A 23,444-nucleotide genomic window follows, 5' to 3' on the forward strand; every position below is an offset into this window, starting at 1 on the left:
TATTTGAAATATGAAAAATTTATTAAAATATACTGTTCTAACGCTGGTAACACTCACTCTGTCGGTTACCTCCTGTACCGACGACCTGGACGTGGCCCCGCCTGACAAACTATCCACGAGTATTTTCTGGAAGTCAGAGGCGGATGCAGATCTTGCATTGACCGGACTTTACAACTTTTTGTATGCTCCCGGTGGTGGCTACGCGACTTCGCAGTACCAGGTATTTGCCTGGGACAATTTCAGTGATGACTCGTACGGCCAGTACAACTATGGCGGCGGTACCAGCGCTCTTTCGTCCGGTATCACGCCGCAGTCAGGGGATTTTGTGTATAGCTATTATGCCAATAATTACAAGGCAATAGCAGCGATCAATTCTTTTCTGACCAATGTGGACAAGGTTTTGAAAGGCGATAAATTGAGCCGGTACCAGGGAGAAGCGTATTTTTTGCGGGCATTCAACTACTTCTGGCTGGCGCAGCTGTACGGAAATGTAATTATCACCACTGACGATCCGTTTGCGGTAGATTTCAAGTCGGCCAGGGCTAAATCCGAAAAGGCGGAAGTGTTGAAACTGATCGAAGAAGATCTTGGGAAAGCCATCGCATCGTTGCCGGACAATGCTTATAAGGACGGACATGCCATGAAAAGTACTGCCCAGGGTTACCTGGTAAGGGTGTTATTATATCAGAAAAAATATGCGGAAGCCGCAGCTATGGCTAAGCAGATCATCGATGGCAAAAAGTATAGCCTCTTTTCCAGCTACGAAGGCAACTTCTTCAAGCCTGCCCAAAACAGCAGCCCTGAAATCATGTTTTCGGTAAAGTACCTGCAGCCTAACCTGCTGCATCAGGATGTGGCCCTGGGTGTGTCGCTGCAACGCTGGAAAGGCGAGCTGGGAACACAGGACCTGATCGACGAATATGAGGCCATTGACGGTAAGGATATTGCCACTTCGGCGGTGTATGACCGCACCAAACCATTTGAAAAAAGAGACCCGAGAATGCGGCTTACATTCTTTTTTCCGGGTGATACCAAGGCGCAGGGCTGGCCGTTTACAGGCGATCTGTCGGTGGCGACACCAGGTAAGGACAGCTGGACAAATGGCTTTTACGCGGTGAAAAAATGGCTCGATCCAAGTCTTGTGAACCCGGACTACGGCGCCATTGATGAACAAGACTTCGTGCTGCTGCGCTACGCGGATATCCTGCTCATGTACGCAGAAGCGGAAAACGAGGCAAAAGGCCCTGCTAATGCGATTCCGGCTGTGAATGAGGTTAGGAAGAGAGCCGGAATGCCCGCTTTGGCAGCCGGACTTTCCCAGACTGAGACAAGAGACAAGATCCGTCATGAACGGCGCGTGGAGTTTGCGTTGGAGGGTCAGCGTTACTTCGACCTGAGAAGGTGGGGGATCGCTACTAAAAAATTGAATGGGTTCGTGCAAAACCCGCTGGCGCCAACCGTGAAGACCAAGTATGAAGATAAATACGAGTTCTGGCCGATTCCACAAACGGAAATTGACCGTAATGCACCCATGTTGACACAAAACCCGGGTTATTGATAAGTCTGATTTTTTTGAAAGAGGCACTTTGGATACTCCGAAGTGCCTCTTTTTGCAATTTGGAATACTATAATTCAGATTATTTTTCTTGATATAAAATTAATTTTACATTTTTTGCTGAAATTTTTGTGTGCAAAAACAACAAGGGCAGGCGACTCGCTCTAATTCCCGGGAGCAGAATTGTGTGCAGAAGCCCTACTAGTGCATTAAAAAAAGCTGTCAACGAAATGATGACAGCTTTTTATTAGGTTAATGTAGCTTAAACTTTTTGACCACTAAGAATTGATAAAAGCCAAAAGATCCTTGTTGATCGTGGCAGCTTCTGTGGTAGGCATTCCGTGCGGAAAACCAGGGTAGGAGATCAATGTGCCATTTTTCAATAGTTTGATCGCCTTTGCTCCGGTCAATGGGTAGGGAACGATCTGGTCGTCTTCGCCGTGTAAAATGAGTACCGGTACATCTACACTTTTCAGGTCCTCGGTAAAATCCGTTTCCGAAAAAGCCTTGATACAGTCATAATGTGCTTTAATTCCGCCCATCATTCCCTGGCGCCACCAGTTATCCCGGACACCCTGCGATATTTCGGCCCCTTCACGGTTGTATCCGTAAAAAGGAATCGTGAAATCCTGAAAGAATTGCTGACGTTTGGTAGCAGTACCTTCACGAATGCCATCAAAAACGGAGATGGGTATACCTTCGGGATTATTTTCGGTTTGTACCATTAATGGCGTCACCGCACTAATCAATACTGCTTTTGCGACGCGGCCTTGTCCGTATTTTGCAACGTACCGGATCACTTCCCCGCCACCAGTAGAATGACCTACGTGAATCGCGTCTTTCAAGTCGAGCGCAGCTGTCAGTTCAGCGACATCGGCTGCATAGGTATCCATATCATTTCCAACGGCCGTTTGCGTGGATCTTCCATGCCCGCGGCGATCATGCGCGATAACCCTGAATCCCTGGTTCAGGAAAAACATCATCTGGCCATCCCAATCGTCGCCGGACAGCGGCCATCCGTGATGAAAAACAATCGGTTGCCCGGTTCCCCAATCCTTGTAATAAATTTCAGTGCCGTCTTTAACAGTGATCTTGCCCATTTTAGTGGTTTGATAATGATGAGTAAAGTTTCTGAAATATAACTTTTTTGAATGGAAAAAACGGCGAGTAAAAGCCGTCCGTAATCATTCCCGCTTCAAATCTCACCTAAGAGCCAGATTGTCAAAGCTCCGCATATCAGAAATAATTTTTGATCCAGACATAACCGGCAATGAACGCCAGAATGAAACCAATGGGGCCGTATACAAAAATGCTGGTCATACTGGCTTCAACACTGCGGTCATGATTGTTGGATGAAAATTTTCCGACGAGATAGTAGCTAAGCGTAGCAAGAATAAGGTAACCTACGATGCCGCAGAGGAGGGCGATTGCAAAGTTTTTCATGAGTTGTTTTCTTTAATTGTCCCTAAAAGAATAGATGATCAACAGCAGCAATAGACCCAGAATGAATGCAACGATTTTCATCCACGAATGTGAAGCAAGATTGAGGCCTATCAGTGAAAGCAAAAATATTAATCCTGTTACTTTAATGATGGTTTCCACGCCTGGCATTTCGTGGCTGGGCTTACTGACTTGCAACAGCGCCCAGACCACATAGTAACCGAAAATGGCGATCAGGACCCAATTGATGCCGGTAATGATTTTAATGATAGACATGTTATTTTATTTCAGGCTAATAGTAAAATAGTGTGATACAATGCTGCTTATTTTATTTTGAGGCTAATAGTAAAAAATAGTGTGATGCAATGCTGTGCAAGCTGCCGCCGGTCAGTATTCGAAAGCCTGTCCCGGAAGGCAATGCAAACGTACGGCAGCAGAAAGCAGCCGTCAATTTTAAATGGTATACAAATGGTTTATGGTAAGGAAATGTGGGTGAACAATAGGTATACAAGGTGGTTTTTGTCGTCCAAAGTCACCCCAATACATCATTATAGGATCAGATGATCAATCTGTTTAAACTTCTTCCAGCTATCATCAGCCTGTTTTTGATACACAAGAGTAGTATAGCCGAAAACCTCTCCCCAGCCATAAATGTATTTAACACCATCATTGAAGTATATTTCCCAAACGATGAATGCATACCGACCGTCTGAGCTAAAAGCGGGTTCGGTAGTAATAATATAAAAGCCCTTGACATCCTTTGCGTAAGGAATGGTCTTGTAGTGGAGGCCTTGCAGGTTGAGTCGTTTTGGCCCGACATTTAATGTTCTCCTTCGAAGGGCCTTTCGCTCTATTGAATCAATGGCATTTATCATTAGCGAATCTCTAAAAAGATAGTCCGGATCATAGCTCTCGTGCTGTTCGGTCGTGGTATCAATTTCGAGTTGCTCAGGAGATTCGCCCCCCACCGGTTTGTTCCAAAAAATAGTATAGTTCCAACCTTGTGTCGTATCCAGGATTACGATGTCTTCGGGACGGGAATGTCCCAGGTGGTTCATAACCTTGAAATTCGTCGAGTCGCTGAAAGTAAGCCTGTAAATTTCCTCCGTTGGTGTTGATGAGGAACACTCATAAAACAAGAGAAATATTGGGATTGTCAGTAAGAGTTTGCCAAAGTGGATCAATGGTTGCCGCACTTTTTGCTTTCCACTATTAGTCAAGATTTTGAACATAAAGTCAATGTCTGGAGTGTTGATGAGTTATGATTGTTAAAGTAGGAAATCTTTTATAGAGAAGGTAAAATAATCACAACGCTGCCTTATCTTTTTGAAACAGAAAATGTCGTCAACATGCTATCTATTCTTCTCATTTACAGTTTGATCAATATCGGGCAAAGTAATCACACGGCCACTGCCGAAATCGTAATACCGACCGCGCTGTGTGAAAACCAAGACAGTACAGCCGTCCAACTCGTTGACCCAACAGGTGCTCAGTTGACGCTCGATGATTTAAAAAAGCGACATGCCGGAAAAATACTGGTAGTGGATTTTTGGGCGAGCTGGTGCGGACCCTGCCGTGAACCGATGCCCGAAGCGAAGAAATTGATCGAAGCCATGAAAGGCAAAGACATTGCTTTCGTATACCTCTCGATTGACAAAGACGCCAGCCGATGGAAAAAGGCAAGCGACGAAGAAAAACTCGATACCTACGCAGAAAACTACCTTATCACCAATCAGCATTCAGCCCGGTTTTTGAAAGAGCAAAACCTCACATTTATTCCCCGTGCAATGATTTTCGATAAGGCTGGGCGGCTGATCATACCTAGTGGTTATTTGGGCGGAATGGATCAATTGGAGGAGTTTACTAAGCTTGCGGACAAGCCCTAGTAAGGTAGAGTAGATAGTAAAAGAGGAACGTGAGTACGAAAATGAGCTTAATCCTTACTTTGCCAACTGAGTCCGCTGAAAGAAAAACACCAGATCTCGAAATGTGCAGAAAAGGTCGGCAGCTCGCGGATTGTAACCCATTTCCTTTTGGGAAACCATGTACCCGGTGTAAATCGTCCAAAGATCATCGATCCAAACGGACGCATCACTCATACTTAGCAGCGCCTCGACCTGAGCACCATAGGCCATACACGTCGAGTCCCTGGACTCGGGGGAGTTTAGTTTGTTGTTCATTAAATTACTTTTTTGGATGGATAAAAAATGCCCTGCCTAAGGTGTCCAAGCGAAGTAATCATCGCTCGGGGGACTTTCGCCGACCCCACACCATCGCAGGGCAAAACTTTCAATATTTTTCATAAAGACTACTTTTTTGGAGGACGCATATTCGGGAGAAATTTGCTGGGATGCAAATTGAGGGATGAGGGATTTTTCTAACGGTGCATTTATCAATATAATGTAGCGTTATTTGACTTTATCAACTATCTAAACCCCATTTTGCTATAAAACCTATGAATGAGACAAGTAAGTATTTCCCTTTGCAGGTTTACCTTAAAAATATGGTCGCCGATGGGCGCCAAGAGATTAAGATGTCTTTGGCTGATATTAGCGCTTTGGTGGGAGGTTTACCCAACACAGCATATAAACATTCTGCTTATTGGGGCAATGATTTTAACAGTCCAACTCATGTACAAAAACCAGCCTGGTTATCAATTGGATTGAATGTGATTGATAGAGATAATATTTCTCTTAAAAATAGAACAGGCACCGTCACCTTCGGCTTTGCGCCAAGTAATGGAACATCACAAACTCAAAATAAACAAAGGAAGACCGACGTTTGGGGCAGTGCCCAAGAACAAGTTAACTTGAGAGAGTTAAGCTTTTCTGACCATCACTCATCAAAAGAGGATATCAAAGCCGTGATGGATGATTTTATTGCCAAGTCAAATCCAGAGGATAGATATACATCCTTTGACTATTGTTACAATTATTTCCGAACCACTAAGAACCCGAATGACGATCTGGAAAAAAGCTGCCTGGTTCTAGGATTCTATCTGTCGAGTTGGGGAATGTTTAGAGGTTCGAGTTTTCTTTTTCAGAAAAGCATCGCTTACTTCAAACCTTTACTAGCCTACATAGCAGAAATCGACAAGAAAATTTGGGAAATTGATGTCAACAATTATACTCCGGAAAATATGCAGAAAATTGTAGACATTTATTCAGGAATAAAGAAGGTACTTATTTTTGATAACAACCGTGATATAACACTTGTTACTAAAATTTTATTAGGTGTTTTTGGGTTTATCCCAGCTTTCGATCAGTATTTTCAAAATACATTTAAGGGGATTTACAAAGATGAAAGGTGTTCATTTAGCAAAGTTGACGTTAGGTCTCTATCATGTATCAAGCATTTTTATGAACTAAATAAGACTGAAATTGATCAGTTATCCTCGTCGATTTATACAACCGATTTTTCAACTGGAGAAAAGACACACATTTGTTATCCAAAAGCGAAAATCATAGATATGTATGGATTTTCACTTCGTACAATCAAACAAGATGTTTAAAATCTGTTGCTTTTAGATTCTGAAAAATTCTACTAGTACAAATATTGGCAATAAATAAGTCAGTTTATCTTCGCAAAAGTCTAAATATTCGACCTATGAAACTATTCGAAAAATACGACAAACTCCGCCAAAAAGCCTACGTTACCTCAATGATCACCGAATCTGTATGTGGTACTATGGCATTGGAAAACCAGGAGGTGCCCGAGGCGCAGGTTAAGGCTATCGTGATCGCGTTGTTGCGTGAAGCCGAGCTAAAGGGGCGTCAGTTCGACAAGAATTAAAGCGGTAAGTGCATTCATATCGCCCTGATCTGCATTCCTCAGAGCTTCAATATATTTGACCCTCGTTTCTCCTTCCGGAACTTCCGATGGATGCGGTTCCGTCGCCAAGTCTAATTCTTGAATCAGCATTTCGCATTTGGCAATGCTACTGGTTTCGTACAGGTTCAAAAGTTCCTTGTCGGATATGTCCAGAAAATTTTCATCAATGGAGTGCGTATAATCGGTCGTTCATTTCAGGCATGTTCAAATACTTTCAGTCGGAAGAAAGATTTAACTGAAAACAAAGACCCGTAGCAAAACTACTATATCAAATCAACGAAACGCTTACTCAGCTGTAAGGACAACTGCGATAATGATGTTGTATTTGATGGTGTAAGTGAGGGACTAAATGATGGAGTAAGTGAGGGTTTAAATGAGGTTCCGCTAGTGTGGTAAGATATCCTAATCCAGAAAATTTTACTGAGGAATAATTCATATGCGCCTCTGAATAACTACTCAGCATTTTGACCACTATGATTTTGCCAATTTGTCCTTAACTGTATTGGTAAATAATCTTTTTCAAAATGACGATAGACAGAATATATAAGCTCCTAAAAGAGAAAGAAGGCATACGCCTTGAATTCAAAGTAGCCAGGTTAGCTCTTCCCGAAAATCTATTTGATTCCGTTTGTTCCATGCTCAATCGTGAGGGCGGCGATATTCTGTTGGGAGTGACAGATAAAGGGGAAGTTGTGGGTGTCGATCCTCTTCATATCGATAAAGTGATTACTGATTTGGTAAATCTTTCCAATAATCCGCAGAAAATAAATCCTCCGTTCATCGTCTTTCCTCGAAAGTACTTGATTGGAGATCACTGGATTATACACATTCAGTTGCCAGTCAGCTCGCAGGTTCATAAGACACTTCAAACTATTTATGATCGAAGTAATGAGGGCGATTTTAAAATAAATGACGCACAACAGATTGCGGAAGTTTTTAATCGGAAAAGAACACACTATACAGAGAACACGGTTTATCCTGCCCTGTACTTTGAACATTTTAAGCCGGAGCTTTTCCCCAAGATCAGAAATCTGATCAGAAGCAACAATGCAAACCATCCCTGGCTTGCATTAGATGACACGCGGCTTTTGGAAACAGCAGGCTTATGGAGACGCGATTTTCACAGTGGTGAGGAAGGCTACACGCAGGCCGCTGCTCTACTGTTGGGGAAAGATGAGGTAATACGTCAAATTCTCCCACATTATAAAATTGATGCATTAGTAAGGATTGACGATACAAATCGGTACGACGATCGGCTTTACATTCAAACCAATCTGATAGATGCCTACGAGCAACTCATGGGTTTTGTGGAAAAACATCTACCTGATAAGTTCTATCTGCAGGCTGATCAGAGGATAAGTCTTCGGACCGCCATTTTCCGCGAAGTTGTAGCAAATATCATTGTGCATCGGGAATACACCAATGCTCATCCATGCACATTTGTGATTGGCAAAGACAATGTGGAAACCGAAAATGCCAATAATCCTCATGGCCAGGGTATAATTGACCCTAACCGCTTTACTCCATTTCCCAAAAACCCAGTAATTGCGAAATTTTTTATCGAGCTCGGACGCGTAGACGAACTAGGCTCGGGTGTGCTAAATGTGACACGGCTTAGCAAGCAATATGCTGGACGAAGAAAGGCTAAGTTCATTGAGGGTAACACGTTCAAAATGGTGATACCAGTTTTGGCGAATGCGAGTGATGGAATAATTGAGGGTGTAAGTGAGGGACTAAATGAGGGTGTAAGTGATGGCGTAAATAAAGGAGTAACTATGTTTAAAGAGCCCCCTGTGGCATATTTAACAGGAAATGCTAATATTCCGATTGTCACTGAGGTTGTCAATCGACTATTGGATGATGGTGTAAATGATGGTGAAGTTGATGGTGTAACGATCGCTACCAGAATGGAAATTATCCAGATAATGGTAATAGTGCTTGATAAGGAAGGTTTGAAAACAATTGAGATTTCGAAAAAACTTCAAAAATCAATGGCAACTGTGGAACGGCACATTAAAAGGGCAAAAGCATTAAATCTATTGAAATTTCAAGGTTCACCAAAAAGTGGTGGCTACTACGTCACAGAATATTTTGAAAATAGGTTAATCAAAAACGATTAATAAAAAGTGAGTAATGATGCAAAAAACATAACAAGCAACTTACTCACTCCCCAAAAACCCTCAAACCGCCTCCGGCGCATCCTTAAACCTCCCATCCAACCCCCGCAACCTCCCCACAAACAACACCACAGGAAAAATCACCTTCTTCACAAAAGCCGGAATGCCCAGCATATCAAACTCAGTCTTATATTTCCACAGCAAATATGCAGCGTCAAAAGGCGCGGGGATGCCTTTGGGATTTTCACGGCTGGACCGGTAGATTTCGGATAGGAAATATTCAATGTTATGCGGTGGCCAGATTTCGCCGGTGCAATGGAGCGTTGTGTCGCCAGCATTCCAAAACCGGTGCGCGATTCCGCTGTTGAAAGTGGCAGAATCGCCTGCGTTTAGGTAATAAGGTTCTTCGCCTGCGACCTGAACGCCCATTTTGCCTTCACATATGTACAGACTCTCGTGCTGCTGGTGATGCACATGCATGGGCGGACCAGAGCCCGGACTCACCTGGTTCTCAACTTGCACATACTCGACGCCATCGCGGACTTCGCGCCCCAAGAATGTCAGCCGCTCACCGTGGCCATTGTCGATCGTAACGGGATATGTCGCTTTCATAGTGATGGTTTCCATTATTTAGCTTCTGTTTTAAGCGTCAATGCATGCAATAATACTCCCGCCAATACCAGTAACACGCTTAAACGCAGTAAGCTGAGCTTTTCCCAGGTTTCAGCGCGGCTTGTCAGGTCGCTGCTCACGGTCATCGAATAGGCTGCCTTCGTAATGGCCATCAGCTCGGGAACAAAATACGTCGCCGTGATCAAAAGAATCAATAGGTAGCCGCATAATACGATCAGAATTTGTTTGCGGCGCGGCTGTTTCCAGTTGGCGACCAACGCTGCGAGCATCAGCAATACGGTTATGGGATGTACCGGCATCCAGAAATTGGCCGGTTGGATACCATATTCGCCTTGGAACATGGAGAGTGACATCGGTGGCGCCAGGCGCCATACGGGCACTGACGTGGCGTGTTCATAAATGCCGGCCCCGATAATGGAAATAAAGGCTATCGACGCCAGGATGTGCAGGATGTTTGAAAATGATTTCGTCATACGAGTTAAAAGTTATAAATTTGGACAACGACCTAAAATTAGTACGAATTAGGACATTGACCAAATATCGCTCATAAGAAATGAATGCAACGGAGGAGAAAATTATTAAACGGGCATTAGAGATATTTAACCTTAAAGGCATCGAGTACGCCGGAATGCGTGAATTGGCCGCAGATCTGGGCATGCGGATCGGAAATTTGACTTACTATTTCCCGACGAAGGACGATCTGGTTTTCAGGCTTAGCGAAACCTATTCTGAATCTAACTCACAAATTCACCAAGATTTTCCGGTGGGAAGCCTATATGATTTTCTTAAAATGAGTGAGCTCCTGTTCAAAAACGGACTGAAATATCAGTGCCTGCATTTAAGTATGGTCCATTTGATGGAGCAAAATTCGAAAATGGCAGAGAAATATGAGGGAATAAGGGACGCCCGCTACACCGGATTGTACCGGGATATGCAGCTTTTAGAAGATAACAAATACCTGAAATTTAGTTCGGAGGACGATAAGCTGCTCATTATTTCCAGTAACAGCCTCCAAAACAGATTCTGGCTTTCGGAAGCTGTGTTAACAGAAAAACGCCAGAATCTGGGAAGTCAAATGAATCACTATCTGCGCATGAAAGCACATTTGTTCAAATCCTATGCAACCAAAAAGGGACTGAACGATATCGAGCTGTTTTTACAAGAACTGGGCTGATGTTTTTCAGCCCAGTTCTTGCTATGCATTCAATTTGTCATTCATGATCGTGAATGTAGCATCGTACCGGACTTTTACTTTCGCATTGGCCATAGCGACCTGTTTCAATGCGGCCTCGTAATGATCGGTGATGCCCAGCAGGCGGTCCGTGATTTGTTTGGCGGTTGTCTGTTCGATCTCAAATGTCCAGTCTGCCAGGCCAAGATCGTAGTACATCTGTCCTTTGATCGTGTCTTCCGGTTGTCGCAAATAAAAACACGGCGTACCATTGGCGGCGGCGATAATGGGGGAGTGGCATTCGAAACTCAGCACCGCGTGCGCCCTCGCATATAGCGACGCCGCCTCGTCGGGCAGCCAGTACGCATGCTTCACAATGTGCGGCTTTACATCGTCGGGCAGCTTGTTGATGAGCAGCTCATCCATAATATCAACCTGGTAAGTCATTTCGGGGCATACTACAATCTTGCCCTTCGTTTTTCGTACCCAGGCCGTCATGGCTTCACGCAGCTTGGCGTGGTCCAGTTCCTTCCATTTGTCATTCAGTTCGTCCACCTCTTTGATCCGCTCGTCGCTCCATCCCGCATTATTGGGCCTGATTTTGTAGTAAGGCGTTCTTCTGAGCCGCGGAATGACGCAAATGAATTTCCTGTCAACCAGCTGATTATCCTTGATAAACTGCGCCGCTTTGGGCTTATCCTGAATGTCCATCGCAAAAGTAGCATCAGGGGCGAATGCGATATGCTTGCCTTCCAGACCAGCTTCTTTCAGTTTTTGAATGGATGCAGTTTCTCTTGTAAAAATGAAGGACGCGTTTTGAATGATCCTTTTCAGGTCCGGCGAAATGTCCTGAATCGTCACTCCGAATATTCCGAACGGCTTTTTCGTCTGACTTTGCCAGCTATCCAGATAATCCGCAGCCACTACCGACGGGCCGGAGCCGTGCAGGAAGAAATCTGCCTCCGCAAAAGCTTTTTTGACCTCATCACTCTGCGGCTCTTTTTCTTTATTGACTTGCCCGTGAATGATTTCCAGGTCAGGATAATGCTTTTTGAGCATACCCTCCGCCAGCTCACTTTTACTCTTTTTCCAAAGTATTAGCCGCGACTTGGGCAGTCGTTTTTTCAAGAGCGCTATCAGCCCCGGCGTGTGCGCAATATCGCCAATGTTGACGTCCTGCCAGCCCGAAACAAACAGAATGGTCGGGTTTGATTTAGCAAAAACCATATGGTCAAACATCCAGGCGGCAGCCGTCAGTACCCCTGTTTTTTTGATAAAATCTCTTCTCGATTGCGAATTCATGATCAATTTTTAATGGTGATTAAAAAAGCCCGTTTCATACAGGCCGCAAATTAGCTGAGATAACCCTGCATGAGCTGCATTGTTTCTTTTTGCCGTTTCTGGACAAAAGCCATAGCCTTACTCACGCTCGCTTTGGTCTTTTTAGTGTTGTTGAGCATATCCAGCACCGTCGGCACAAGTCGGTCGATATCTTTCTGCTTGTCCAGATCGATGAGCCACTCGCCTAAACCAATGTCCCGCCACATTGCTCCTTTACTCGTCTGTTCTTCAAACCTGCACACAATGGCTGGAATACCGTTTCCGATACACATAATGGGCGAATGCATTTCTATTCCAAAAAGTCCTGCCGAGCGGATATAAGTACTGATCGCTTCATCAGTCAGCCAGTATTCAGCTCGCAATATCACTTTTTGTTTCACGTCGTCTGGCAAAGGATCGTAAAGCATTTCCTTACCTATTTTCATCTGCGTTTCGTTTTCCGGTACAATTAGTACCTTGTGTTTGGTTTGCCTCACAACTGCGATAATGGCCTCACGCACAGGTGCATTGTCATGTTCCTTCATCCCATCATTCCGCGCTTGCTTGGCGGGATTGACCTGCTGATTTTTCCGGGGCAACTCCCACCAGGGCGTGAAACGAAGCTGTGGAATGACGCAAACAAACTGCCCGTCTTTCAGATCATGTTCTTTGAGAAAAGCCATTGCTTTTGCATCGTCCTTCAAATCTACCGCGAAAGCTCCGTCAGGGCAGAACTCCATAATGGGCGATCTGGCACCTTTTGATTTTGCGAATTCAAGTGATACGGAGTCGCGAAACAAAGCAAATTTTGCATTGGTAATGATGCTGACATCGTCTTCTTTGAACTTCCAGCGATCATCTGGGAAGCCGTAAACGCCCGGAAATGTGATACCATAAATGCCGTAAGGCTTACCCGTTTGCTGGCTCCATGCCGCCAGATCTTTGCCGCGCACCAGGCTCGGGCCTGAGCCGTGCAGCATAAATGCACATTCTTCAAATGCTTTTTTGACGTCAGCGTCAGCAGTGATTATTTTTAATTTTGGAAACCGTTTGGTCAGCATGTCGTCTACGCCTTTGCCAATGTCAACCGGCCACAGGCGCACTTCTACCTGCGGGTAATATCGTTCAAGCAGTGTGATCACGCCGGGCGTATGGCCAATGTCCCCGATATTTTCGACCTGCCACGAAGAACGCAGCAGGATGCTGGCAGGCCCCTGCCCAAGACTGTCCAGGCTGAACATCATGCTTGTTAATGCTGCGCTATGCTTCAAAAACGTTCTTCTGGATTGCATCATTTTTCTTTTTTGTGGTTTAAATGCAGCTGTGGGAAAGATCAGGGATAGCCCGGGTTTTGTTCAAAATTGGCCCCCACATTGGCGTCAATGACCTTTTGTGGAATTGGCCAGTACCTGTTAAAATCCTGAATGGTAGCACCCGACGATGGACCATTCGCAACGGAAGGTGCTGAGTTATACTTCCTCACCCTGTCCACCAGCCTGCCCATACGGATCAATGTCCGCAACCGGGGTTCTTCCACGATCAGCTCGCGTGATCTTTCGTCGAGGATAAAATCCTCGCTGACGTCACCGGCGGTGATGAGCTTCGCTTTGGCGCGGGCGCGGACAACATTGATATCGGCAGCAGCCATTGTCCTATCTCCTTTTCGTAAATATGCCTCAGCGCGCAGCAAATACGTTTCGGCCACCCGCATCCGGCTGAAATCTTTCACCGAATTGCCGCTAAGGTTGTTATTGCCAAATGGTGTGCCTTCGATCTTCCTGAAATACGGATAGTATTCCCGCAGTGTGTCCAGCCGGATATTGGTAATGGTACCATCACTTTTGGTCGAATACAGCACACCATCCGCGCCTCGTTTTGTCAGAATGGGTTTGCCATAATATTGCTTGTCGGCAGGATTGTTGTAATAATAGGTTCTCCTGATGTTGTAACCCGAATTACGCATATCGTTCGGGTCCAGCTTCCATATGTCGTACTTGGCATAATTGGTTGGGGAATTCACACCGATTCCTCGGCCGAGACTGTCGGACGGCAGGTTGGCGCTTCCGTTCGGAGATTTGATCTTGTCGTATTCAGGTCCCCAGTAGCGGATACTGTTATTGGCGAGAGTTGCAGAAGTGCTTCCGCCTGGCGTGAAGTTTTCGAACTGCCAGGCCCACATTACTTCCTTATTTCCCGAAGATTTATTGATTTGTCCGTCCGCAAAAATATCTGAAAACACATCCCCTGGCCGAGCGCTTGCAGGGCCGAAACGCTGGGTCATCAAGGCATAGTCACCTGCTTCCTTGTTGATCACTTTGGATGCCGCAGCAATGGATTTATCATAAAATGACGGGTCTTTTTTCTCCATTCCCAGCGAAATATAAACTTCGCTCAGCAGGTGAAATGCCGCTGCACGGGGAATCCGGCCATCTTTTACGTCCAGTTTCAGCAGCTGGGAAGCAGTTTCCAGGTCTTGCGCGGCAAATTCCAGCACTTCGGCCCTGGTACTGCGGGTAAAATCAAATTTTGGGTCGATAATGCGATCTTTGACAATAGGTACACCGCCGTAAATGTTGGCCAGGAAATTGTAAGTATATCCCCTGAAAAACAAAGCCTGACCTTTAATGTTGTTCCGCGCCTGCTCCTCGATCTTTAAATTGGGGTCGTCAATATTTTCAAGAATGAGGTTGGCTTTCACGATCATTTCTTTGAATGCCCAGTCCCAGTACAGGATAGCGGCGTCCAGATTTGAATTCAGCAAACTATAATCCTTATTACCACGCGAATCATTCCGGCCCCATTGCGTTTGGTCGGTACCCACGGTCATGTATTCAAAATTATTGGAACCAACCGTATGCTCCCGCCGGGCTCCCTCGTACAATGCGACTACCACAGCGTCGTATCCGGCAGCATTGGTCAGCAGGTTTTCTGGACTGAACCTGTCGAGCGGAATTTCTTCGAGATAGGATTCTTTGCAGGATGTTGCGAAGCCCAGAAGCCATGCCGTTAAAAAGAAACTGATATATCTGCTTTTCATAATTTCAATGGTTTAAAACGAAACATTAATGCCGGCAATGAATGTCTTCAGCAAAGGCCCGCTATTTTTCGGACTTCTGTCGCCTTCCGCGAATTCAGGGTCCCAGCCTCTCCAGTCGGTCCAGGTAGCGAGGTTTTTTGCGCTCACATATAGCTGCAATGCGCCTATATGAACCCTTTTCAAAATCTTTTCGGGGATATAATAGGCCAGGGACACATCCTGCAGACGAACGAAGCTCCGGCTTTCATAGAAACCATAACCCAATGGATTCCGGTAGTTTATCCTCGGACGTGTATTGATTGGGTTGGCCTTGGTCCAGTAGGGGACATCCAGAAAATTCGCCTGATCGTAAAAGTTTGTTCCCGGATTGAGCATGGACAAAGGGCTGTAACCGCCTTGTCGCACATTGAATGTCGTTGAAAAACTAAGTCCTTTATAACTGAATATATTCGTCAGCCCCAGATTGAATTTGGCCTGGTTATTGCTCACCACAGCTCTGTCGTCAGGAGTGATCTTGCCATCGGGAACACCGTCCGGACCGCTGATATCCTTGAACCGAATATCGCCCGCCTTCGCACCCGGGATTAAAGTCAGGTCGTCGCCTTCCTGAAAAATTCCGTCAAATACATAGTCGTAATTCGTACCCAGCGGATGTCCTATAAACCAGCCGCTGGCAATGTCATCGTCCTCTTTTTCATCATTGTTCAGGTCCCGGCCAGTCAGCTTTACGATCTTGTTCCGGTTGAATGAAAATGCCAGATTGGTGTTCCAGGTGAAGTCTCCTTTCATGATATTGACGGTTTTGAGATCAATTTCCAGCCCGTGATTTTTAGTTTCGCCAATATTTCTCAAATAGGTTTCAAAACCATTGGTATTGGGAATGGTTTGTTTTAGCAGCAGGTCGTAAGTATTAGTAACATAAAAATTCAATGACATGGTAACCCGGTTCGAAAACGCCTGCACGTCGGTACCCACATTGAAGCTCTCCGAAGTTTCCCAGCTCAGGTTAGGGTTCGCCAGGGAAGTAGTGCTCAGTCCGACGGAGGTGGCGCTTCCGTCTCCAAACACATAGTTACTCTGCCCGATCTGGCTCAGGGACGAATATTCATCCACTCCACGGTTTCCATTTCTGCCCCACGAAACCCGTAATTTGAGAAAATTGATTTGCTTAATGTTGCGTAAAAATGCCTCCTCACTCATGTTCCAGCTCAATGCTGCGGCCGGGAACACGCCATATTTTTTTCCAGCGCCAAATGCCGAGTAACCGTCGCGCCTGATACTGATGGTAGCGAAGTACTTACTGGCAATGGAGTATCCGAGACGGGCCATACCGGAACTCTGCCTGTTTTTGGAAGCACCGGTCTCGATGTTGTAGCTCTCGCCAATTTCAAGGGCATTGTACCCGAGCGCATCATTGAAAATATTCTGACTGGACAAGTATGAAAACTGATTTTTCAGCTCATAAGCACCGTAAAGTAATGTCAGGTCAAGGTTTTGTTTTGCGGAGATCTGCTGCTTGTAGGTTACTATGTTTTCGAGCGTAATGTTCTGGCTTTCACCATGCCGCTTTGATCCCGAACCCAGCCGGTTCAATGGCTCATAGGCAGGGCTGTAAGTAAATAGTTTCGAATCTGTACGGGTGTATCCCACATTGAATTTGTACGAAAGCCCCTTCCAGATCGAAAAATCGGCATAGCCATTTGAAAATAATACATTGGTAATGGACGTCCTGGTATTCAGCAGGTTCCCGATCAGCGGGTTAGCAACCAAACCAATGTCCTGAGGCAATGGACGGGGAGAAGTGCCATCGGCCAGGTACAGGCTTGCATACGGGCTCAGGTAGGAAGTCGCCGACAGGTCTGCCCGCACGCCTGAATCATCCCGAGAGGAAAAACCTGAATTGATCCCGATTTTCAACCAGTCAGTAGCCTGCACGCTCAGGTTCAACCGGCTGGAAATCCGGCTGAAATTGTCGCCTTTCACGGGGGATTTCGCCCTCAGGTACGCACCTGAAAAATAGTAATTCACCCGGTCCGTTTTGCCCGAAACGCTCAGTTCGTAATTCGACATAGGTGCCTTCTGCCTGATTTCTTCAAAAGGCTCGATTGATTTTCCTGCGGCAATATTTTCAAGTTCTACCGGTTGAAAAGGAACGATACCTCCGTCCGCCAGTTCGGCATCCTTACGGGCAGCCAGGTACTGCTCAGCATTCAGGTATTGAGGCAAAACAGCGTAATTCGACGAGCCAATGTAGGTATTGAATGTAAACTTAGGCTTGCCGGATTTCCCTTTTTTTGTCGTGATCTCGATCACACCGTTTGCCGCCAGCGATCCATATATCGCCGTGGAGCTCGCGTCTTTCAATATATCCATTGACTCGATATCATTCGGGTTGATGTCCGAAAGGTTTCCGCCTGCGTAAATAATACCATCCAAAACAATGAGCGGCGAGTTACTGGCAGATATCGAATTGATCCCGCGAATATTGATAGTACCCGCTTGTCCGGGGCGGCCGTTATCCGTCACCTGCACGCCGGCAGTCGTGCCGCGCAGGATCTGCGAAGCACTGGTATTGGGCTGTAACCGAGTATCTTCAATGTTCACACTCGCCACGGCACCGGTGAGATCCTTCTTCTTGGCCGTGCCATAGCCTACTACCACCACTTCGTCCAAAGCCTTGGTGTCGGGCCTTAATATGACGTCGAGGCTGGTGCGCGTACCGACTTCAATCTCTTGGGGCAGGTACCCGACAAACGAAAAGATCAGGTAGGCGGGGCCGTCGGGAATGTCGAGCGAGTAGTGTCCTTCAACGTCACTTACCGTACCCGTTTGCGAGCCTTTCAGTACGATGCTCACACCCGGTAATCCGGCGCCGGTCTCGTCGCTGACGGTTCCGCCTATTACCTTATTATTAGGATGGGAAGCCTTAAAATCCGGTCGCCCGGGCTCTGCAATGCTGCCGGATTTTGGCTCCGGTCCCTGTTTTGACAAGATAATCTGCCGTCCCGCCACACTATATTTGATGGCGATCGGTTTCAGGATCATGTCCAGCACTTCACCAAGGCTCCTGTTCTCCGCATCCAATGTGATCGGGTTGTGAATGGGAACCACCTGCGGGCTGTACGAGAATTTGATCTCAGCCTTTTCTTCAATCAAATGCAGTACCGATTTGAGGCTCTTTGCCCGAACGGTAATGGATATACTCCGGTTCAAAAGCTCCTGTCCGGCAGCTTCCCGTGCCCAGGAAACCTGTACGAATGTGAGCACGAGCAACGCTTGTAAAAGTGTGATTTTCATACATATTACCACATATGTTGTGAATGTTTTTTTCATATTGGTTCAATTATTCAGGTTAGCGTTCAGGCAATGCAGGTTCCGCCACCCCGGCACGTGGCCACGGGTGTGAAATCCTACTGAAAAGGAGGTTAAGGAGTTAAGGATGTCGTATTGTTTTCATAGGTGAGAGTGGGCTAGGGTTATAAAATTGAGATTACTGGCAGCCGCCACCATTGATAATGATCTGACCGTCAAACTTCTGATATTCTGCATTGATCGTCTTGCAAATCACTTCCAGCTTTTCATCGAATGTCTCCGTTTTCAGTGATGCACTGAGCTCGCATTCTTTCAGTTGCTCGCGATTAAAGCGAATCGCTATCCCGTAGGATTTTTCCAGATCTTCAAAAACTTTGGCAATAGGTACTGAGTCGTAATTAAACTGGAACACCTCTTTACCTTTTGCGATAATCGCAGGCTGTTCGACCAGGGTTTTGTTAAATTCCTCTGTTTGGCGTGAGAAGACGGCCTTTTGGTTCGGTAGCAGCAGCAGTCCATTCTTTGCTGACAAATTCACGTCTTTATTCGTCAAATGGTCTTTTTCCCTGAAAACGGAAACTTGCCCCGACGAAACATTGACCAGCACATCCTTTTCATCGTCGAAGGCACGTACCTTGAATTTCGTACCCAAAACCTTCGTAACCACCTCATTCGCATAAACCAGAAAGGGCTTACGAGCATTTTTAGTTACCTCAAAAGTGGCTTCTCCGGACAAAAACACATCTCTGGTGGCTTTGTTAAACTGACTGCTAAAAGCCAGCTTGCTGCCCGGTGCCAGCTCCACGACCGAGCTGTCAGGCAAAACGATACTTTCGACCTCTTTACCAGTATTGACCTTTTCCACATAGGTCGCGTTATGATCTGCAATCCGGTTAGCGTAGTAAGTTTTGGAGTCCTGCCTGGTTAGCCACATCGCTGCAAATAATCCGCAAATCACAAGTACCGATGCCGCAGCAAGCCATTTGAAACGGTTCAACGGTCCCACGAATGGGGTTGTTTCCGCAATGTTGTTTGTTTCCTTAATCCTTTGCAGCAGTCCGTTGATCGTGTCTTCCGAGAGCACAGTAGCGGCATAATGATGCAGCCCGATGCGGATGGATTCGAGCAAATGTACTGCCTGGGTCCATTCATCCACATTGGCCGGGTTACCTGCCAGCCAGGAGTTCCACAACGCGTTGGTACGTTCGTCAGGGGAGAGCTGGTGGCTTACGAAGTCGTCGCAGGTCAGAAAGTCAGCTACCGTAAAGTGGTCGAATGATGGAGTCAATGGGTTTCTCGTTTTCTGGAATTTGCATATAGATGACCAATTCAGAAAAACGTACTCAGTTTAACCCAAAAAAATATAGAAAAAGTGAATAAATAGGCAACACGATCCAGCCACGAAGCTTTTCGACAGCCCGAAATACCAGATTTTTAGCAGATTGCGTATTCATTTCCAGAATGTCGCCGATCTGGTTGTAGTTGAGGTTTTCAATAAATCGCAGTTTTATGGCCTCTTGCTGCCGGTGGGGTAATTTTGAAATCAGCATCCGCAATTTTTCCTGCCGGGAAGTCGCCACTTCCAGTTCTTCCAGAATTTCAAGATCAGTAGGTTCAAACATTTCGATGTTCACTTCTGAAAGCGGCGCGAATGCCCTTTCCTTACGCTCCAACAAATGCATGACCCTGGTTTTGAGTGCTTTTAACAAATAATATTTAACATTGTCAGGCACAGAAAGCCTCTCACGCTTCACCCACAGCTCAGTAAAAACGTCGTGAATGCAATCCAGCACGAAAGCCTCCGAAGTAGTAACCAGACTGGAACCATACCGGTACATGTCCTTGATATACAGCCGATAAAGCTTAGTGTAAGCCTCCTCGTCTCCGTGCTGGAATGCGATCCAAAGTTCTTGTTCGGTTACCTGGGACAATGTTGTACTGATTAAAAATGTTATCCGTGGTCTAAAAGCAACCGGCAACCCAAGATTTACCGTGCGTCATCACAGTATTACTGTCCGATTTTTTTTGACCCGAAAACTAACCAATGCGACGGGGGCACGCTGGCCTGCACAACTTACCTGTTTAGATCAATGTCCAAAACTACTTATTACAGGTTACCGCCCTTAAAAATCGTAAAACCTGCTTTTACATTAAAACCCTGGCGCAAAATGCCGGTTTTGGTTCCATATTCCTTTTTGCTGCGGATGAATGTTCTGGCAATGTTACGCTCATATTCGGCGGACAAAGTAAACCTCTTCCATTTGAAGCCGGTTGCCAGGGCAAACGTGGGTACTACCCGCTGATGGTCCAGCGCATTGTATTGGATTTCTTTCGTATAATTTACTTCGCGCATGTACGCCACAAAGTAATCTACCTGCACCAGACCTTCTGTAAAGAACTTTACCTGCGACTGTGGATTGATGTACCATCTAAGTCCCGTTCCAACCGAACCCCAGTGGTATCTCTCATTCTCGCCAAAAATATACGATCCGTTAAAATTGCACAGGCAGAGTGCATTTTCTTCCATTTTATTGTTGAGATATTTCAGTCTCGCAAGAACTGAGAAACGTTGGTTCAACGACTTCTCAACCCAGATGGAAGCGTTCCAGGAATTAATCGATTTAAAGTTGGTGACAGTTCCAGGCCATAGCTCTGTGTCATAATATTTCCGGTTAAAGTGATCCTGGCCATAGCCAACGCTGATACCTACTTCCCACGGGCTTTTCTGTGCCAATGCAAACTGGCCAATCAGTACATTGGCCATTGTCAAATAGTAAAGTCGTAACAGTTGCTTCATGTCTCAGTATAAGGTTATTAGTGATGATAATGTAACCCAAATATAATGTGAGTATACTAAATATTTTCACAAGTAACCTTTTGTATATCATTTTTTGTATTGATAATTTGTTTCGACTCTGCTTTACCAAACCTGGCTATGAAAAATAACTAGCCGCGAACAGGTACTTTCTCACTTTTCACCGCAGACAAATAAACCCAGGCAATGAAGAACACTTGCAATGGTATCCTGAACCATAGATAACCCGGCCCGTTACCATCATGGCTGGCGGTTTGAAGATTGATATGGTTTTGGGCGGCGTAAATGTTGGCTGGGAGGAGTAGTACAAAAAACAAAATCAGCAACCAGCCCGTAAGCACCCGGAATTTGGGTAAGAGTAGCCCGGCGGCTGCGGCAAATTCCACTATTCCCGTCGCGTAGATGATCAGTTCCCGCTGACCGATGAATTCCGGCAGCATCATGGCCATTCCTTTGGTGAATGCGAAGTGTGCAATTCCTGTGACGACCAGCATAGCTGCCATTCCGATCCGTGCGGCCAGTGCGACTTCATAAGTTCCCCTTGTTTTTTTGATGACCAGCAAAGCGATCACGAAGACGAGTATTAAAATAATTTCGGGCATAACGCTTTCTTTTTTTTCTTACAAAGGTCGGCCGATATGTATTCCCGAAAAATGAACCCGGGTTAATAAATTCGCTTACGGATGCGGCTCAGTGCTTGCGGCGTAATACCAATGTAAGATGCCAGGTACCTGCCAGGAATCAGCTGAATGAGCCGGGTTTGTTCTTTGAAAAGGTTCAAATACCGCTCCTCGGCGCTCTGCGTCAAAAAATCCATTTCGCGGCGGGCTTTGGTCAAAAACAGCTGCTCAGCCGCGTACCTGCCAATGCGGTTCCCGACGCTCGTAGTGGCATAAATCGTCTGCAAATCCGGATAACTGATCCGCCATAATGTGGTTTTGGCCAATGCCTGGACATTAAAACTGGCAGGCGATTGGGTGATAAAAGAACTATAACCACTCAGAAATTCACCTGCAAATGCGAAGTCAAATGTGAGTTCTTCCTCCTTTTTGGAAAGAAAAAAACGGGCCATACCTTCTTCAATGAACGAAAGATAGCCTTCGGCCGCGAGAGCTTCGAAGAAAATGCATTCCATTCATCGTCGGACAGAGGGGTGATGGCTTCAAAGTAGTCGCGGATTGCCTGCATATCAAAAAAATTTACAGTAAATCTAATATTATCTCTAATTCTATTTATATTAAAGTTCCTTATAGGTTAATGCGTTACTGGGCTATTCAAACCGATTTTTGAATGAAGATCTTCGCTGCATTCGCCATATTATTTTTTGCAATTTGGGATAAAGCACTGTGCCAGAGCCTGATCAATGAACGTCATGCTGGTCCACAGGCAGCATTGTCGGTGGTGCAGCCGCCCCAGCCTCCTACGGTTACGAAGAAAAGGGTTTCAGTAAGGGTTTTGGATAAAAATACATTAAAACCAGTCATTTCTACGCTGATTGTTACGGGTCAAAAGCCCGGTAAACAGATCATTCCAACATTTGAAAACGGCGTGTATAAATTCAAGATCCCCGTGAATGACACCAGCATCATCTCCATTTTTGCCGACGGCTACGAACTGCTGATCGAATCCATTACGGCTAATAAAATGGGTGCAAGGGAGGTTTTTTATCTCACCCCCAAATCAGAAGCAGCATCAGCCGCCAACGCAATGCTGGTGTCCAATCGTACCCCAACCGGTTCCAGACGCATTCTGACCGAGGAAGTCAGATCGGTACTGCATTTCAAAAGAAGCAGGGCCATTATCCTCACAGCCTCGAAACCCGAGCTGGACCGGCTTGTGGAGCATTTGGCAGAGAACCCAGAGATCAGCATCAGGCTGGCAGGGCATACCGACAGCGAAGGTGATGCGGGAAAGAATATGAGCCTTTCCAATGAGCGGGTGAAAGTGGTGAAGCAATACCTGGTAGACCACCACATAGCTGCGGGCAGGATCTCAGGCAAAGGTTTTGGCAGCAATGTACCCGCTGCGCCAAACGACTGTGAGGAAAACCGCAGACGAAACCGGCGTGTGGAAATCATTGTGACTGAGGAATAACGAGTGGTAATTTACCCGTTTTTAAAAAATCAATACAAAAGATTTGTTTATCTGTTGCCTATAATTTTACTTTGTCTATATATTTAATAGATTAATAGCTTTGTTACCACCAGCACAGC

23 protein-coding genes are annotated in these 23,444 nt (G+C 45.7%); 7 read left to right on the top strand and 16 right to left on the bottom strand.

Annotation, left to right across the window (positions count from 1 at the left end):
* Positions 1 to 10: 10 nt before the first annotated feature.
* Positions 11 to 1,558 (top strand): RagB/SusD family nutrient uptake outer membrane protein, encoded by a 1,548-nt coding sequence (locus ON006_RS01020; RefSeq protein ID WP_244823250.1) that lies wholly within the window; start codon positions 11 to 13, stop codon positions 1,556 to 1,558.
* 275 nt (positions 1,559 to 1,833) lie between these two features.
* On the opposite strand, the gene ON006_RS01025 is transcribed toward ON006_RS01020, so the two are convergent.
* The 4 genes from ON006_RS01025 to ON006_RS01040 form a co-directional block, all read right to left on the bottom strand.
* Positions 1,834 to 2,655: an alpha/beta fold hydrolase gene (locus ON006_RS01025; protein ID WP_244823251.1), complete on the bottom strand. Its 822-nt coding sequence runs from the start codon at positions 2,653 to 2,655 to the stop codon at positions 1,834 to 1,836.
* A 136-nt stretch (positions 2,656 to 2,791) separates the two neighbouring features.
* The gene (locus ON006_RS01030; protein ID WP_244823252.1) at positions 2,792 to 2,998 is read right to left on the bottom strand and encodes a hypothetical protein; all 207 of its coding nucleotides are present in this window, start codon (positions 2,996 to 2,998) and stop codon (positions 2,792 to 2,794) included.
* 12 nt (positions 2,999 to 3,010) lie between these two features.
* Complete coding sequence (locus ON006_RS01035) at positions 3,011 to 3,271, bottom strand: hypothetical protein (protein ID WP_244823253.1); 261 nt, start codon at positions 3,269 to 3,271, stop codon at positions 3,011 to 3,013.
* A gap of 272 nt (positions 3,272 to 3,543) precedes the next feature.
* Positions 3,544 to 4,227 carry a hypothetical protein gene (locus ON006_RS01040; RefSeq protein WP_244823254.1) on the bottom strand — a complete coding sequence of 228 codons (684 nt, stop codon included), beginning with the start codon at positions 4,225 to 4,227 and terminating at the stop codon, positions 3,544 to 3,546.
* Between the two features lie 117 nt (positions 4,228 to 4,344).
* Here ON006_RS01040 and ON006_RS01045 point away from each other — a divergent pair, with 117 nt between their 5' ends.
* Positions 4,345 to 4,881, top strand: coding sequence for a TlpA family protein disulfide reductase (locus tag ON006_RS01045; RefSeq protein ID WP_244823255.1), 537 nt, complete (start codon positions 4,345 to 4,347; stop codon positions 4,879 to 4,881).
* Between the two features lie 54 nt (positions 4,882 to 4,935).
* Here the strand turns inward: ON006_RS01045 and ON006_RS01050 are convergent, their stop codons facing one another.
* On the bottom strand, positions 4,936 to 5,175 hold the full coding sequence (locus ON006_RS01050; RefSeq protein WP_244823256.1) for a hypothetical protein: 240 nt from the start codon (positions 5,173 to 5,175) through the stop codon (positions 4,936 to 4,938).
* 275 nt (positions 5,176 to 5,450) lie between these two features.
* On the opposite strand from ON006_RS01050, the gene ON006_RS01055 reads away from it, so the two are divergent.
* The 3 genes from ON006_RS01055 to ON006_RS01065 all read left to right on the top strand — a co-directional run bounded on the left by ON006_RS01055 (position 5,451) and on the right by ON006_RS01065 (position 8,946).
* A complete protein-coding gene (locus tag ON006_RS01055; protein ID WP_244823257.1) occupies positions 5,451 to 6,506 on the top strand; it encodes a DUF7662 domain-containing protein in 1,056 nt (351 codons plus the stop codon).
* Positions 6,507 to 6,601: 95 nt separating this feature from the next.
* Entirely contained in the window at positions 6,602 to 6,787 is a 186-nt protein-coding gene (locus ON006_RS01060) for a hypothetical protein (RefSeq protein ID WP_244823258.1), read from the top strand.
* Between the two features lie 563 nt (positions 6,788 to 7,350).
* Complete coding sequence (locus ON006_RS01065; protein ID WP_244823259.1) at positions 7,351 to 8,946, top strand: DUF8451 domain-containing protein; 1,596 nt, start codon at positions 7,351 to 7,353, stop codon at positions 8,944 to 8,946.
* Positions 8,947 to 9,006: 60 nt separating this feature from the next.
* Here ON006_RS01065 and ON006_RS01070 read toward each other — a convergent pair whose 3' ends face one another.
* Positions 9,007 to 9,570 (bottom strand): cupin domain-containing protein, encoded by a 564-nt coding sequence (locus tag ON006_RS01070; RefSeq protein WP_244823260.1) that lies wholly within the window; start codon positions 9,568 to 9,570, stop codon positions 9,007 to 9,009.
* Entirely contained in the window at positions 9,570 to 10,049 is a 480-nt protein-coding gene (locus ON006_RS01075; protein ID WP_244823261.1) for a hypothetical protein, read from the bottom strand. The genes ON006_RS01070 and ON006_RS01075 overlap by 1 nt, the downstream gene beginning before the upstream one ends.
* An 80-nt stretch (positions 10,050 to 10,129) precedes the next feature.
* Here ON006_RS01075 and ON006_RS01080 point away from each other — a divergent pair, with 80 nt between their 5' ends.
* Positions 10,130 to 10,750: a TetR/AcrR family transcriptional regulator gene (locus tag ON006_RS01080; protein ID WP_244823262.1), complete on the top strand. Its 621-nt coding sequence runs from the start codon at positions 10,130 to 10,132 to the stop codon at positions 10,748 to 10,750.
* A gap of 21 nt (positions 10,751 to 10,771) precedes the next feature.
* Here the strand turns inward: ON006_RS01080 and ON006_RS01085 are convergent, their stop codons facing one another.
* The 9 genes from ON006_RS01085 to ON006_RS01125 all read right to left on the bottom strand — a co-directional run bounded on the left by ON006_RS01085 (position 10,772) and on the right by ON006_RS01125 (position 22,366).
* Positions 10,772 to 12,049, bottom strand: coding sequence for a polysaccharide pyruvyl transferase family protein (locus ON006_RS01085; RefSeq protein WP_244823263.1), 1,278 nt, complete (start codon positions 12,047 to 12,049; stop codon positions 10,772 to 10,774).
* A gap of 50 nt (positions 12,050 to 12,099) precedes the next feature.
* Positions 12,100 to 13,362 carry a polysaccharide pyruvyl transferase family protein gene (locus ON006_RS01090; RefSeq protein WP_244823264.1) on the bottom strand — a complete coding sequence of 421 codons (1,263 nt, stop codon included), beginning with the start codon at positions 13,360 to 13,362 and terminating at the stop codon, positions 12,100 to 12,102.
* Positions 13,363 to 13,400: 38 nt separating this feature from the next.
* A complete protein-coding gene (locus tag ON006_RS01095; RefSeq protein ID WP_244823265.1) occupies positions 13,401 to 15,104 on the bottom strand; it encodes a RagB/SusD family nutrient uptake outer membrane protein in 1,704 nt (567 codons plus the stop codon).
* Positions 15,105 to 15,116: 12 nt separating this feature from the next.
* Entirely contained in the window at positions 15,117 to 18,437 is a 3,321-nt protein-coding gene (locus tag ON006_RS01100; protein WP_267609942.1) for a TonB-dependent receptor, read from the bottom strand.
* A gap of 157 nt (positions 18,438 to 18,594) precedes the next feature.
* Positions 18,595 to 19,704, bottom strand: coding sequence for a FecR family protein (locus tag ON006_RS01105; protein ID WP_244823267.1), 1,110 nt, complete (start codon positions 19,702 to 19,704; stop codon positions 18,595 to 18,597).
* Positions 19,705 to 19,759: 55 nt separating this feature from the next.
* Positions 19,760 to 20,347: an RNA polymerase sigma factor gene (locus ON006_RS01110; protein ID WP_244823268.1), complete on the bottom strand. Its 588-nt coding sequence runs from the start codon at positions 20,345 to 20,347 to the stop codon at positions 19,760 to 19,762.
* 176 nt (positions 20,348 to 20,523) lie between these two features.
* Positions 20,524 to 21,213: a hypothetical protein gene (locus tag ON006_RS01115; protein ID WP_244823269.1), complete on the bottom strand. Its 690-nt coding sequence runs from the start codon at positions 21,211 to 21,213 to the stop codon at positions 20,524 to 20,526.
* Between the two features lie 149 nt (positions 21,214 to 21,362).
* Positions 21,363 to 21,833, bottom strand: a complete 471-nt coding sequence (locus tag ON006_RS01120) for a DoxX family protein (protein WP_244823270.1) — start codon at positions 21,831 to 21,833, stop codon at positions 21,363 to 21,365.
* A 62-nt stretch (positions 21,834 to 21,895) separates the two neighbouring features.
* Positions 21,896 to 22,366, bottom strand: a complete 471-nt coding sequence (locus tag ON006_RS01125; protein WP_310590212.1) for a Crp/Fnr family transcriptional regulator — start codon at positions 22,364 to 22,366, stop codon at positions 21,896 to 21,898.
* A gap of 155 nt (positions 22,367 to 22,521) precedes the next feature.
* Here ON006_RS01125 and ON006_RS01130 point away from each other — a divergent pair, with 155 nt between their 5' ends.
* Positions 22,522 to 23,325: an OmpA family protein gene (locus tag ON006_RS01130; RefSeq protein ID WP_244823271.1), complete on the top strand. Its 804-nt coding sequence runs from the start codon at positions 22,522 to 22,524 to the stop codon at positions 23,323 to 23,325.
* Positions 23,326 to 23,444 lie beyond the last annotated feature (119 nt).

The sequence above is a fragment of the Dyadobacter pollutisoli genome, from assembly GCF_026625565.1.
GTDB lineage: Bacteria > Bacteroidota > Bacteroidia > Cytophagales > Spirosomataceae > Dyadobacter > Dyadobacter pollutisoli.

Coding starts and splice junctions, on each gene's coding strand:
- ON006_RS01020 (WP_244823250.1), top strand. CDS start 11: ATGAAAAATTTATTAAAATATACTGTTCTAACGCTGGTAACACTCACT.
- ON006_RS01130 (WP_244823271.1), top strand. CDS start 22,522: ATGAAGATCTTCGCTGCATTCGCCATATTATTTTTTGCAATTTGGGAT.
- ON006_RS01025 (WP_244823251.1), bottom strand. CDS start 2,655: ATGGGCAAGATCACTGTTAAAGACGGCACTGAAATTTATTACAAGGAT.
- ON006_RS01070 (WP_244823260.1), bottom strand. CDS start 9,570: ATGGAAACCATCACTATGAAAGCGACATATCCCGTTACGATCGACAAT.
- ON006_RS01075 (WP_244823261.1), bottom strand. CDS start 10,049: ATGACGAAATCATTTTCAAACATCCTGCACATCCTGGCGTCGATAGCC.
- ON006_RS01125 (WP_310590212.1), bottom strand. CDS start 22,366: ATGGAATGCATTTTCTTCGAAGCTCTCGCGGCCGAAGGCTATCTTTCG.
- ON006_RS01085 (WP_244823263.1), bottom strand. CDS start 12,049: ATGAATTCGCAATCGAGAAGAGATTTTATCAAAAAAACAGGGGTACTG.
- ON006_RS01035 (WP_244823253.1), bottom strand. CDS start 3,271: ATGTCTATCATTAAAATCATTACCGGCATCAATTGGGTCCTGATCGCC.
- ON006_RS01065 (WP_244823259.1), top strand. CDS start 7,351: ATGACGATAGACAGAATATATAAGCTCCTAAAAGAGAAAGAAGGCATA.
- ON006_RS01045 (WP_244823255.1), top strand. CDS start 4,345: ATGCTATCTATTCTTCTCATTTACAGTTTGATCAATATCGGGCAAAGT.
- ON006_RS01055 (WP_244823257.1), top strand. CDS start 5,451: ATGAATGAGACAAGTAAGTATTTCCCTTTGCAGGTTTACCTTAAAAAT.
- ON006_RS01095 (WP_244823265.1), bottom strand. CDS start 15,104: ATGAAAAGCAGATATATCAGTTTCTTTTTAACGGCATGGCTTCTGGGC.
- ON006_RS01030 (WP_244823252.1), bottom strand. CDS start 2,998: ATGAAAAACTTTGCAATCGCCCTCCTCTGCGGCATCGTAGGTTACCTT.
- ON006_RS01120 (WP_244823270.1), bottom strand. CDS start 21,833: ATGCCCGAAATTATTTTAATACTCGTCTTCGTGATCGCTTTGCTGGTC.
- ON006_RS01080 (WP_244823262.1), top strand. CDS start 10,130: ATGAATGCAACGGAGGAGAAAATTATTAAACGGGCATTAGAGATATTT.
- ON006_RS01060 (WP_244823258.1), top strand. CDS start 6,602: ATGAAACTATTCGAAAAATACGACAAACTCCGCCAAAAAGCCTACGTT.
- ON006_RS01090 (WP_244823264.1), bottom strand. CDS start 13,362: ATGATGCAATCCAGAAGAACGTTTTTGAAGCATAGCGCAGCATTAACA.
- ON006_RS01115 (WP_244823269.1), bottom strand. CDS start 21,213: ATGAAGCAACTGTTACGACTTTACTATTTGACAATGGCCAATGTACTG.
- ON006_RS01040 (WP_244823254.1), bottom strand. CDS start 4,227: ATGTTCAAAATCTTGACTAATAGTGGAAAGCAAAAAGTGCGGCAACCA.
- ON006_RS01050 (WP_244823256.1), bottom strand. CDS start 5,175: ATGAACAACAAACTAAACTCCCCCGAGTCCAGGGACTCGACGTGTATG.
- ON006_RS01100 (WP_267609942.1), bottom strand. CDS start 18,437: ATGAAAAAAACATTCACAACATATGTGGTAATATGTATGAAAATCACA.